This window comes from Mesorhizobium sp. WSM4828 (assembly GCF_055811175.1).
The window spans coordinates 21,111-33,404 of the sequence record NZ_JBVVQK010000023.1; the positions used below are offsets into that span (position 1 = coordinate 21,111).

11 protein-coding genes are annotated in these 12,294 nt (G+C 63.4%); 7 read left to right on the plus strand and 4 right to left on the minus strand.

Annotation, left to right across the window (positions count from 1 at the left end; genetic code table 11):
* Positions 1-45 precede the first annotated feature (45 nt).
* Positions 46-1,104: a glycerophosphodiester phosphodiesterase family protein gene (locus AC0L2X_RS23300; RefSeq protein ID WP_352491890.1), complete on the minus strand. Its 1,059-nt coding sequence runs from the start codon at positions 1,102-1,104 to the stop codon at positions 46-48.
* A gap of 288 nt (positions 1,105-1,392) precedes the next feature.
* Between AC0L2X_RS23300 and speB the strand changes: the two genes are divergently transcribed.
* The 3 genes from speB to AC0L2X_RS23315 are packed head-to-tail and all read left to right on the plus strand — an operon-like array spanning position 1,393 to position 4,196.
* Positions 1,393-2,400, plus strand: a complete 1,008-nt coding sequence (gene speB / locus AC0L2X_RS23305; RefSeq protein ID WP_473555949.1) for an agmatinase — start codon at positions 1,393-1,395, stop codon at positions 2,398-2,400.
* A 29-nt stretch (positions 2,401-2,429) separates the two neighbouring features.
* On the plus strand, positions 2,430-3,356 hold the full coding sequence (gene argC / locus AC0L2X_RS23310) for an N-acetyl-gamma-glutamyl-phosphate reductase (protein ID WP_473555950.1): 927 nt from the start codon (positions 2,430-2,432) through the stop codon (positions 3,354-3,356).
* Complete coding sequence (locus AC0L2X_RS23315; RefSeq protein WP_473555953.1) at positions 3,357-4,196, plus strand: aminoglycoside phosphotransferase family protein; 840 nt, start codon at positions 3,357-3,359, stop codon at positions 4,194-4,196.
* Here AC0L2X_RS23315 and AC0L2X_RS23320 read toward each other — a convergent pair.
* Positions 4,186-5,280, minus strand: a complete 1,095-nt coding sequence (locus tag AC0L2X_RS23320) for a COX15/CtaA family protein (protein WP_473555955.1) — start codon at positions 5,278-5,280, stop codon at positions 4,186-4,188. The two genes, AC0L2X_RS23315 and AC0L2X_RS23320, sit on opposite strands and share 11 nt — an antisense overlap.
* 151 nt (positions 5,281-5,431) lie before the next feature.
* Here AC0L2X_RS23320 and AC0L2X_RS23325 point away from each other — a divergent pair, with 151 nt between their 5' ends.
* Entirely contained in the window at positions 5,432-5,659 is a 228-nt protein-coding gene (locus AC0L2X_RS23325; RefSeq protein ID WP_473555957.1) for a DUF2842 domain-containing protein, read from the plus strand.
* Here the strand turns inward: AC0L2X_RS23325 and AC0L2X_RS23330 are convergent.
* Positions 5,656-6,714 (minus strand): polysaccharide deacetylase family protein, encoded by a 1,059-nt coding sequence (locus tag AC0L2X_RS23330; RefSeq protein WP_352566117.1) that lies wholly within the window; start codon positions 6,712-6,714, stop codon positions 5,656-5,658. The two genes, AC0L2X_RS23325 and AC0L2X_RS23330, sit on opposite strands and share 4 nt — an antisense overlap.
* Positions 6,715-6,803: 89 nt before the next feature.
* On the opposite strand from AC0L2X_RS23330, the gene AC0L2X_RS23335 reads away from it, so the two are divergent.
* Complete coding sequence (locus AC0L2X_RS23335; protein WP_473555959.1) at positions 6,804-8,033, plus strand: GNAT family N-acetyltransferase; 1,230 nt, start codon at positions 6,804-6,806, stop codon at positions 8,031-8,033.
* 21 nt (positions 8,034-8,054) lie between these two features.
* Here AC0L2X_RS23335 and AC0L2X_RS23340 read toward each other — a convergent pair whose 3' ends face one another.
* Positions 8,055-10,304, minus strand: coding sequence for a GumC family protein (locus tag AC0L2X_RS23340; RefSeq protein ID WP_473555961.1), 2,250 nt, complete (start codon positions 10,302-10,304; stop codon positions 8,055-8,057).
* A 255-nt stretch (positions 10,305-10,559) separates the two neighbouring features.
* Here AC0L2X_RS23340 and AC0L2X_RS23345 point away from each other — a divergent pair, with 255 nt between their 5' ends.
* Positions 10,560-11,123, plus strand: coding sequence for a polysaccharide biosynthesis/export family protein (locus AC0L2X_RS23345; RefSeq protein ID WP_254817578.1), 564 nt, complete (start codon positions 10,560-10,562; stop codon positions 11,121-11,123).
* A gap of 12 nt (positions 11,124-11,135) precedes the next feature.
* Positions 11,136-12,260, plus strand: a complete 1,125-nt coding sequence (locus AC0L2X_RS23350) for a glycosyltransferase (protein WP_473555964.1) — start codon at positions 11,136-11,138, stop codon at positions 12,258-12,260.
* Positions 12,261-12,294 lie beyond the last annotated feature (34 nt).

Below are 12,294 nucleotides of genomic sequence, written 5' to 3' on the forward strand. Positions count from 1 at the left end.
CCAATCTCCCCCCTCGTGGGGAGATTGGCAGCGCGACCGCCGCTCCTAGTTAATGCTGGCCGTATTCGCCGGCTCGGCCGGGCGCTTCTCACCGGCATAGGGCACGCGAAAACCGTTCGCCGCCAGCCAACCGATGGCGGCCCTCGGTTCGTCGGTCTGGATGATGGTGGCGCCGCGCTCGACCCAGAAGCCGTAGGTCTCGCGCGGCAGGCTGGCCGCGACCGCCAGCTCGTCGCCGCGGCCACCGGCGAGGAAGCCGCCCGGCTTGTTGACGATGGCGTAGGTGTCGGCCCAGATGTGCCAGTCGCCCCTCACCGCCAGCGCGCGCATGTGCGGGCTGAACAGCGGACCGCCGTTCTCGGTCAGCGTCTCTGATCCTGCGCGCCAGTTGATCATCTCGACCGCGCGCACCGGGAAGGCCCGGCTGACTTTCTCGGCAAACATGGCGTCGCGAACCGCGTCATCGGCGATGATCGGCATGAACTGGAAGCCGCTGCCGATCGCGTCCATGGCAGCCCTGACCGTAGTGATCCGCTCCGCATTCCACAGGTTCTCCTTGACGATCACCTGTTCGGCCATGCCGAGGTCGCGCGCAACCGCAATCATGCCCGCCAGGCTATCGACATCGAGCTTGTTGTCGAGATTGACGAGGATCCTGTCCCTGGTCGCCATCAACATTTCCCCCAACGTCGAGACCGTCTCGCCCGTAACGGCGCCGGTGCCTTCGATCACCAGCCGGCAGGTCTTGAGTTCGGCCAGCGTCCGCTTGACCACCTCGCCCCTACAATTCGTGGTGCGGTCGAGCCAGCTGTCATGCATGACGACGAATTCGCCGTCCTTCGAGCGCCTGATGTCGACCTCGACGATTTCGGCGCCCATTGCGATCGACGCCTCGACGGCGGCGATCGAGTTTTCGGGATAGAGCGTCTTGCCGGCCTGCATGCCACCTGCGCGGTGCGCGGCCACGATCACATGGTCGCGCCATTGGTTGGCGTGCTCGAACCGCTCAAGAATCTGCCTGGCGCGCGTTTCGCCTGCCGATGCATGACCAAGGGAGACCGCCAACGCCGCGGAAAGCAGAAGGCTCAGCCAAATCGTTCGCATGAGAATCGCTCCGTACCGGGATCGCACCCCCCGTTAAGCGATGCCCGTGACAGGCAGGTGAACGAAGCCGGCTTGCAAAATGCCGGAAAATCAGGTCAGCGCCGGCCGAAGCAGCCGTCGGCGGCTACTTTCGGTTGTTTGCCAGGCAGTCTCCTGGCCAGCCATGCGGGGTTTGCCTGGCGAGCAAGGATTTGTGACCGGATCGAATGGCCATGATCCTCCGCAGGGGTCGCAATTCTGAGAATTATGTCCAATAAGGTTGCGCGCCGACGCACAGGAGATCGCTTCATGCCGCCAAGGACCATCGATCACGCCTTCACCACCCGCTCCAGGACGGGTGCGTCGTTCGAGCCGACCTATGCCGGCGCGCTGTCGTTCATGCGGCGCAAATATTCGAAGGACGTGAAGGGCGCCGATGCAGTGGTGTGGGGCATTCCCTTTGACGCCGCGGTCACCAATCGGCCGGGCGCGCGTTTCGGACCGCAGGCGATTCGCCGCGCCTCGGCCATCCTCGACAACGACCCGCAATACCCGTTTTCGCGCGACCTGTTCGAACGTCTCGCCGTGGTGGATTATGGCGATTGCCTGCTCGACAGCGGCAATCACCAGAAGACGCCTGCTACAATCGAGCGCGAGGCAGCGAAGATCCTGAAATCCGGCGCCTTTCTGCTGTCACTCGGCGGCGATCACTTCGTCACCTGGCCGCTGCTCAAGGCGCATGCCGCCATCCATGGCCCGCTGGCTCTGGTGCAGTTCGACGCACACCAGGACACCTGGCCCGACGACGGCAAGCGCATCGATCACGGCTCCTTCGTCGGCCGTGCGGTCAAGGAGGGCATCATCGACCCCGACCGGTCGATCCAGATCGGCATCCGCACCCATGCGCCCGACACGTTCGGCATCAAGATCCTGTATGGCCATGAAGTGGAGGAAATGCGTGCGTCCGACATCGCCTATGCCATCGTCGACCGTACCGGCGGCAAGAAGACCTACGTCACTTTCGACATCGATTGCCTGGATCCGGCTTTTGCGCCCGGCACCGGAACGCCGGTCGCGGGAGGCCCATCTTCGGCAAAGATCCTGTCGGTGCTGCGCCAGATCAACCAGATCGATATCGTCGGCGCCGACGTCGTCGAGGTTGCGCCAGCCTATGATCACGCCGATATAACGGCAATTGCCGGGTCGATGGTGGCCATGCACTATCTCGGGCTGCTGGCGGAACGAAAGGCGCGGCTCGAGGAAATGAACCAGGGCAATCACAGCGTTGCCGGATTGAATCTGGCAAGCGGCATATAGCTTTGAGATAACAGGAATTTTGGCAAGCAATGAAACCGAAAATCTTCATCGACGGCGAGCACGGCACCACCGGTCTGCAGATAAGGGCGCTGCTTGCCGAGCGCGGCGACCTGGAAATCATCTCCATCCCGACCGAGCGCCGCAAGGAGACGGCAGCGCGCGCCGAGTTCCTCAACGCCGCCGATGTCGCGATCCTCTGCCTACCGGACGCGGCCGCCAAGGAAAGCGTTTCGCTGATCGCCAATGACACCACCAAGGTGATCGACGCCTCGACGGCGCATCGTGTTGCCGATGGCTGGGAATACGGTTTCGCCGAAATGGACAAGGACCAGGCGAGGAAGATCGCTTCGGCGAAGCGCGTCGCCAATCCGGGCTGCTGGCCGCAAGGACCGATCGCGACGCTGCGGCCGCTGGTTGCGGCGGGGCTGTTGCCGGCCGATTTTCCGGTCACCGTCAACGGCATTTCCGGCTATTCCGGCGGCGGCCGGCCGATGATCGAGGATTATGTCGCCAAGGGGGAGGATGCGCCGGAATTCCTGCCCTACGGGCTGACGCTGCAGCACAAGCACGTGCCTGAGCTCAGGACCTATGCCAAGCTTTCGCACGATCCGATCATGCAGCCGGCGGTCGGCAATTTCGCGCAAGGCATGATCACGGTGGTGCCGCTGCAACTCGGCGGCCTCGACCATGTGCCGACCGGCGCCGAGCTGCATGCGGCGATCGCCGATCATTTCGCTTCCATCGATGGCGGCGTGGTCGAGGTGGCGCCGTATCTGCATCAGGAACGCATGCCTGACATCGATCCGGAGATCTATAATGGCACCAACCGGATGAAGCTCTACGTCTTCGCCAATGACGATCGAGCGCAGGCGCTGCTGCTTGCGGTCTACGACAATCTCGGCAAGGGCGCCTCGGGCGCCGCCGTGCAGAACATGGATCTGATGCTCGGCCTCTGAATGGATGCGCCGGCATTTCCAAAGCGCTGGAAGGTCGGCGCGCCCGAACTCGTCGCCGAAACGTTCAGCAGCCGCGTCTGGAAGGTCGCGCGTGAGGACGGCTCGCCGGCAATCGTCAAGGATCTAAAGCCTTTCGACGATGTCGAGGACGAGTTGCGTGGCGAGCATTTCCTCGCCTGGCGATGCGGCGAAGGCGCGGTGCGGCTGCTCGGCAGCGACGGCCACCGCATGCTGCTCGAATACGCCGGCGAAACCTCGCTGTCACAGATCATTGCGGATGAGGACGACAATGCCGCCACCGCCATCGCGGCGGAGGTGATGGCCAAGCTGCTGTCGCCGTCGACGCACCCTGCCCCGCCTGACCTTCAGCCGCTGCGGACACGGTTTTTCAGCCTGTTCCAAAAGGCGAAGGCCGATCGCGCCGCCGGCGAAAAGAGCCTGTATGTCGAAGCTGCCGAAATCGCGGAACGGCTGTTGTCCAATCCGCATGACGCGCGGCCGTTGCATGGCGACCTGCATCACGACAACATCATGCACGGTCCACGTGGCTGGCTGGCGATCGATCCGAAGGGCGTTTTCGGCGACCCGGGCTTTGATGCCGCCAACATGTTCTACAACCCACTCGACCGAGACGATCTTTGCCTCGATCCGCGGCGGATCGCCCATATGGCGCAAGTCTTTGCAGCAACGCTCGGCCAGACGGCGCCCGCCATACTGGACCACGCTATCGCCTTTGGCTGCCTGTCGGCTGCATGGCACCATGAAGATCGCAACGCGGTCGACGAAAACCGCGAGCTGGCGATTGCCGCGGCAATCCGGCGGGTGCGGCTCAGCCTCTGAGAGCAATCTCGTGGGGCAGCGGGTAAGCGCCCCTGGTACCGCGCCAATGCGCGGCGGCGAAGCCGAGCAGAACCAGCGCGAATGCCTGATGCGCCAAGGCCATGTGGAGCGGCACCTGCATCAATAGGGTGCCGATGCCGATCGACGCCTGCACCACGACAATCAGGAACAGCAGCGTCGCACGCCGGGCATGCGTCGTGCCCGGCAGGCGCCGGCGTGTTGCAATCATGTGCCAGAGCGCGACCGCGAAGATCGTTTCGGCGCCGGCCCGGTGGACGAACTGCACCGTCTTCGGATTTTCGAAGAAATTGCGCCATGCCGGCTCGAGCAGCAGCAGGTCGCCGGGCACCAGCTTGCCGTCCATCAGCGGCCAGGTGTTGTAGCTCAAGCCGGCGTCTAGCCCGGCGACCAGCCCGCCGAGATAGATCTGGACCAGCGCCAGCAGCACCAGGACGCCGGCCAGACGTTGCGTCGAGCGGTCGGCGGCAGGTTCCGAGTGCGGCGCCAGCCCACGCGCGACCACCATGGTCGCCGTGAAGATAAGTGCCGCCAACGTCAGATGCATCGCCAGCCGGTATTGGCTGACCGAAACGCGGTCAGCCAACCCGGACGCCACCATCCACCAGCCTATCGCGCCCTGCAGGGCGCCGAGAAGGAGGATGCCCGACAATTTCGTGCCGAGGCCCCGCTCGATGCGGCGCGTCGCCCAGAAGAACAGCAGCGGCAAGGCGAAGACCACGCCGACACTACGCGCCAGGATGCGGTGCACCCATTCCCACCAGAAGATCGATTTGAACGCCTCGATGCTCATGCCCTTGTTGAGTTCGGCATATTGTGGGATCTGCTGGTAGCGCAGGAACTCCTCCTGCCACTCCGCATCATTGAGCGGCGGGATGACGCCGTGTATCGGCTGCCATTCGGTGATCGACAGGCCGGAATTGGTTAGCCTTGTAGCGCCGCCGACCAGTACCAGCGCAAACAGCACTAGGAGCACGACATAGAGCCAACCGCGTACCAGCGCGCGGTTGCGAAGGTCGCGATCGCGGGCGGCGAAAGGCGCGGCATCGGATATGGCAGCAGCCATGGATTTGTCCCGGCAGTTGAAGTCGCGGATTGGTGAACCATCGCAACCCGGCTTGCAAGACCAGACAGCGCGGCACGCCGTCGCGCCGTTTCCGGCGGGTTGCGCGCATCGAATGTTCGGCCTAAGCGATAGCGGTCAACGAGATCGCGCCATGCCCATTCGCCTGAAAAAGCTGATCGGAAGCTTCCTGCTGGTAGTGCTGGTCACAGTCTATGCGCTGGTCGCCTCGATCGTGGCGGTTGCGCAGTTGTCGCAGTCCGGGCCGCTGGCGCACTTCCTCTTCTTCCTGCTCAGCGGGTTTTTGTGGGTGCTGCCGGCGATGGGCATCATCAAATGGCTGATCCTGGAGCCGCGGCCGAAGGGGCGAGGCAACAGTTAGATCGTCACAACCGTCTTGCCGGCATTGGCCAGCGGCGTCGTGACGCCCGACAACATTGTTCGGATGTGGGCGACGCTCTGATAGCGGCCATTGACCGAAATGCGCGGCAGGGCATGCAGGAAGCCGGCATGCTCGGCGCGGAGTATGCCGTGGCGGGTCGTCACCGCCGAGGCATAGCCGGCATCGCGGACTAGGCCGACTTCGCGGCGGCCGACGGCGCTGGCATAACCGTAGGGATAGGCGAAATGGCGCGGCTCCTCGCCGAGTTTGGCCTGCAATATGCGCTTGACGTCGCCGATCTCATGTCGCGCATCGCTCTCGGAAAGCCGCTTCAGATTGCAGTGATTGACGCTATGTGCGCCGATCGTCACCAGCGGGTGCTCGGCCATGGTGCGGATCTCGTCCCAGTTCATCAGCGTGCTCGGGCGCGGACCACCCAACACGATGCCGTTCGAGCGCGCCAGATCCCGCAACACCGCGCGCTGGTCCTGCTCGCGCACCTTCAGCGTCAGATGAGCGTGCAGGCGCGCATTGGCCTGGACCTTTTTTCCGGGACTCGAGCAGTCGATCGTCACTGCGCCATCCGGCGTCGTCAGAGTCAGGCGATCGCGCGCATTGACGATGTCCTCGACCACGTCCCACCACAAATCGGCAGCGCCGTCGATGAGTCCCGGCGCGACATAGATGGTGATCGGCGCGCCGTGTTTCTCCAGCACCGGCAGCGCCTCGGTCATGTTGTCTCGATAGGCGTCGTCGGCGGTGATCGTCGCAAACTGGCCGTCCTTGTCGCCAGCCTTGATGCGCTCGATGGCCTCGTCCAGCGTGACGAAACTGTAGCCGTTCGCCTTCATGTCGGCGATCACGGCGTCGAGAAACCCAGGCGCGATGTTCAAGTGGCGGTTGACGCCGTTCGGCTTTTCCGGCGTCGCGGTGACCCGATGCAGCATCAGGATGGCGCCGAGGCCGCCGATAAATGGTTTAGCCAGCGGAGCGAGACCGGAATAACGGGCGAGATTGAGCGCCAGTTTGCGGATTGCCTCGCCCCCGTCGATCATTCATTCACCTTTTGCGCCTAAGCTCATCAAGCATGGAATGCGCCTGCGCGGACCCCCAATCGCGACGAATACGCCCTAAGGATTGAGGTATGGTTGACGCCACCGCGTCATTTGACGGCAATCGGCTGGCAAGCAGCGAGGCGTCGCCGTGTGCCTTGCCGGCCGGCAAGGCCGGCCTGTCAACCTCGGTCGCCGATGGTGCGGCGCTGGCGGCGTACGCAGAATTCTGCCATTCGGCGCTTTTTGCCCCGGCGCAGAGCGCAGGCTGGATCCTGAACTGGGCCGCACATACCGGCGCCGACGTTGTCGTTGCGACGCTGCGCGCCGACGACAGGCCGGTCTTCTCGTTGGCGCTGGAGGTCACCCACAGTGGAGCGTTCCGCATCGCCCGCTTCATGGGCGGCCGCCATGCTAACGGCAATTTTGCCGCCGCCGACCCGCAATGGCTGGCGAATGCCGATAGTGCGGCGATCCGCTCGATGCTGGCTGCGATTGCCAAGGCGCGGCGCGACATCGATCTTGTCGCGCTGGAGCGGCTGCTGCCCGATCTCGACGGCGTTGCCAACCCGCTCTCCGCCTTGCCGCATTTTTCGAGCCCCAATCTGTCGCTGGCCGCCAGTCTTGTAGGAGGATTTGATGCGCTGCTCACCCGCGTGAGCGGCAAGCGCAGGCGCAAGAAGCATCGCTCGCAGGCGCGCAAGTTCGAGGCCGTCGGCAGCTATCGTCGCATCGAGGCGAGGACCGCGGACGAGGTGCACATGCTGCTCGATGCCTTTTTCGAGATGAAGGAATTCCGCTTTCGCAAGATGGGTATCGCCAATGTTTTCGGTGAAGCGGAGGTGCGCGCTTTTTTCCGCTCGCTGTTTACCGACGCGCTTCAAGAAGAAGATCCGTCCTTCGTCCTGCATGGGCTGGAAGTCGCCGGCAAGCTCCGTGCTGTCACCGGATCGAGCCGCTCGGGCAAGCGGCTGATCTGCGAATTCGGGGCGATCGCCGAGGATGACCTCGCACACACCAGCCCGGGCGACTTCCTGTTCTTCGAGAACATCCAGGAAGCCTGCGAGGCGGGTTTCAAAATCTATGATTTCTCGGTCGGCGACGAACCCTACAAGCGATTGTGGTGCGATGTCGAAACGCAGCATTTCGAGGTGCTGGTTCCGCTGACGCTGAAGGGTCGTGCGCTGGCGCTTGCGCTCAGGCACGGCGCAAGCCTGAAGGCATTCATCAAGCACAGCCCAATGGTCTGGAAGCTGACCAAGCTGCTGCGCCGCAAAGCGGTGGGGCGGACAGCACCGGCCGCAGGCGAAGACGACAGCTGATTTCGATTTGAGAAAACTACCTCAGGCGGCCGAGCGCCGTCCCGGCATTGGCCCCGGCGCCACATGGCCGATCGGTGTGACCAGCGTCAGGTCGGGATAGCCGCTCTCGATGAGCGCGACCGCGGCCTGCGTCACCTCGTCGTCCGGCTCCAGCATGGAGAGCAGGACCTCGGTCCCCTCGCCCACCAGGCGGCTGATGCCTTGCGCGTCGGCCGGCCCGCATTCGACCACGACCAGATCATAGGCGGTGGTCAGCGACTGCATGATGATCGGCAGCCGGTCGGCGGCGCGCATGGCGCGGACCGGATCGGCTGTGCCGACCGGAATAACGTGGCAGTCCGAATAGAGATCGGGGTGGATCACATCGCTGAACTGCGCTTGCGAGGCGAGCAGATCGGTGATGCCCGGAAACAGCCCGCTGTCCAGCATCGGCCGCGAGGCGGCACCCGAAGCGGTGAGATCAAGCAGCAGCACACGTAGCCCGGCGTCGGAGACTGCGCGCGCCACCAGCACCGCCGAGGCGGCCGCCTCGTCGCCTTCCGGCGACACGAATATGGCGCGGGCGGCACCGGTGGCGATCAGTTTTTCCGCGGCCTTGTCGATGTCGACCTCGCCGAGGACAGAACGTGCCGGTTCAATGTCTGCAGCAGCCATTTCAGAGTACTCCGGTTCGATTTTCTCGGCAGCCGCTTCCGCCACCGCGACGGGTTCCGGCTCCACTTTGGTCTCGATAATCTTGTCGTCGTCGGTCTCATCGATCTCGGCGGCTGCCGGTTCGGGCCGGGCAATCGGTGGGTCGGGCTCGGCCATTACGCGTTCGGCCTGGACAGCCGGCATCGCAACCTGCTCGATGCGCTCGAAATGGGCACCGGCGGCCGGACGCATGGCGCGGCCGGAAAACAGTTCCTGCAGCAGCGTGACGATCGCCATGATGAGCAACGAGCCGACAAAGGCCGCACTGACAATCGGACCAATCTTGGGGAAATAGGGTTCGGCCGGCACCTGGGCCTCCGAAAATACGCGAGCGTCGACGGGCAGGTAGTTGCGATCCTTGCGTGCGGCCGCCTGGAGATAGCTGGACGAATAGAGATCGAGCTGCTGACGCTTGGTCGCGGCATCACGCTGCAGCGCATCGAGTTCCACCTGCTCTTCGCCGGCGCGGGCGGACGCCGCCTTCAGCGTGTTAACGTCTGCCACGAGTTGAGCCTCTCGCGCCTTCGCCGTCTCGGCCTGCGCCATCAGACCCTTCATGATCTTTTCCGCTTCGTTGCGGATCTGGCGGTCGAGATCGGCGAGCTGCGACTTCAGCGCGCGGATGCGCGGATGGTTGTCGAGCAAGGTGGTGGAAAGGTCGGCGATGTTATTCTTGAGTTCGACTTGCCGCTCGCGCAGGCGCTGGATCAGTTCGGAAGACAACACCTCCGGAACGGCATCCAGCGAGCCGCCATTGCGCAACGCCCTACGCACGCCGTCAGCGGTCGCTTCCGCCGAAGCGCGGTTGGCGCGCACCCGTGACAGTTCGCTCGACAATTCGGACAGCTGCTGAGTGGCAAGCACCGAATTGTTGCCGCCCATCAAAAGATCGGACTGCGCACGGAATGCGGCAACCTTGGCTTCCGCCTCCTTCACCCGGTTCTGCAGATCCGCGATTTCAGGCGCCAGAAAGTCGGTGGCGGCGGAATTCGATTCGAGCTTGGCATTGCCCTTGGAGGCGATATAGGCGTTTGCAATGGCGTTCGGGATCGCGGCGGCAAGCTTTGGATCCTCTGACGAGAACTCGATTGCGATCGCGCGGGTTTTTTCAACGCCATAGACGTTGAGCTTCTCATGCATTGCGTCCAGCACGCGCTCTTCCAGCGGAATCTCGAACGGATCGCTTTTCAAGCCTACAAGGACAAGGGCGCGGCTCAGCGTCGACATCTTCAGCGCCTCGTCGAATTCGGGCAATTTCGCCAGGTTGAGCTTCGTCGCCACCTGCTTGAGGATGTCGGGGGACGAGATGATCTGGACCTCGGTGGCCACAGCCTCTTCGTCGGGAATCGACCGCTCGTTGCCGTTGGCCCCGGCTGGCCGCGTGAACTCCGATTCTCGAGGCCCGATCTCCAGCTTGGCTGCCGCCTTGTATTCGGGCGTTGCAAGCCAGGCGAGCGCAAAGGCCAGGCCGGTTACAACCAGCGCGACGAAAAGGATCCGCAGCCAGTTTCGCGCCAGGCTGGCGAAAAGCTGCCTGAGATCGACGTCGACATCTGCGGCCGCGGATTGAACGGACATGCATCCCTGCTCCGGTACTGAGTCAGCATGCACCGTAAACAACTATGGTAACTCAGCCGTTAATATCGCGGTAAGAACCTGTCAGGCTCTACTAACAAGCCGCAAACAAGAGGCTGAAAACCATCTGCATTTGTCGATCCGGCCCGTATCGGCCGCGCGCCTTTACCGGCCATTAACCCTAACAGGATGATAACCGAGCTCGATCGTTAAGGTTTGCCGCAGAGTCGCCGGCTATTCAAAGGTACGTGTCCGCTCATGAAAAGCACTGCTCCCCTTTTCCGCGCGCTGCTTGCCGTATCGATGCTTTCGGGCTGCTCCAGCTACCGGCCGACGCCGGCCGCATTCCATGAAGTTCTCGACCAGCCTTATCGCCTCGGCGCCGGCGACCGTGTCCGCGTAACCGTGTTCGAGCAGGAAGGACTGACCAATACCTACAGCGTCGACCAGTCCGGCTATCTCTCGCTGCCGCTGGTCGGCAACGTGCCGGCGCGCGGCCACACCGCCCAGCAGCTCGAGGGCGAGATCGCCGAGAAACTGCGCCAGGGTTATTTGCGGGATCCCGATGTTTCGGTCGAAATCGATCGCTACCGGCCGATCTTCGTCATGGGTGAAGTGGGTGCGGCGGGGCAGTATTCCTATGTTCCAGGCCTGACCGTGCAGAAAGCCGTCGCCATCGCCGGCGGGTTCACGCCGCGCGCCAACCAGGAAAGCGTCGACATTACCCGCGACATCAACGGCAAGGTAATAACCGGACGCGTGGTGACCTCCGACCCGCTGTTGCCCGGCGATACAGTCTATGTTCGCGAACGCCTGTTTTGATGTGCTGACCAAGTGGCGGACACACTCAGGATCGTCCACTGCTTTCGCTCACCGGTCGGAGGCATCTTCCGGCATGTGCGCGACCTGACCGAGGCTCAGGTCGCCGCCGGCCATGCCGTCGGCATCGTCTGCGATTCGACGACGGGCGGCGATTTCGAGGAACGGCTGTTCGAACAGATGAAAGACAGCCTGGCGCTCGGCATTCACCGCACGCCGATGCAGCGGCATGTCGGGCCAGGCGATCTCGCCTCGGCCCGGCGCACCTACAGGATCATAAAAGAATTGCGGCCGGACGTGCTGCACGGGCATGGCGCCAAAGGTGGCGCCTATGCCCGTCTGTTCGGCTCATTGTTGCGGGTATCCAGGTCTCGCGTAGCCCGCCTTTATTCGCCGCATGGCGGCTCGCTTCACTATGACGAGACCACCGCCATGGGGAAGCTGTTCTTCGCGCTCGAGCGCTTCATGGCTCGCTTCACCGATTGCCTGCTGTTTGTTTCCGATTATGAGCGGCGGACTTATCGCCGGAAGATCGGCGAGCCGCCCATTCCGAACGCTCTCGTCCACAACGGCCTGCGCGCCGCCGAGTTCGAGCTGGTGCGGACCGAGCACAAGGCGGCTGATCTCCTCTATATCGGCATGATGCGAGACCTCAAAGGCCCGGACATCTTCATCGATGCGCTGGGGCTAGCCGCGACCCGACTTGGTCGCCCGTTGACGGCGCTGATGGTCGGCGACGGCGACGACCTGCCGCGCTATCGCGCCCAGGTAAATCAGCTCGGCCTGGACGTCGGGTTCCTGGCGCCGATGCCGGCCAGGCTCGCCTTCACGCTGGCCGAACTGGTCGTCGTTCCCTCGCGCGCGGAAGCCATGCCCTATATCGTTCTGGAAGCGCTCGCCGCCGGCAAGCCGATCATCGCGACGTCGGTCGGCGGCATACCGGAAATCTTCGACACCGGCTCGCCTGCCCTGATCCGGCCCGACCCGCGCGAACTTGCCGATAAGATAAGCGCCGCATTGGCCGATCTCGACACCTACAGAGGCCTGATGCCCGGCCTCACCGACCTCAAAGCACGCTTCGGCGCCGATGTAATGGCCGCCGAAATCGAAAAGGCTTATTTCGCCGCGCTCAAAAAATAGAGCAACGGGTTTCCACCGGGCTGCTCCTGGTGAA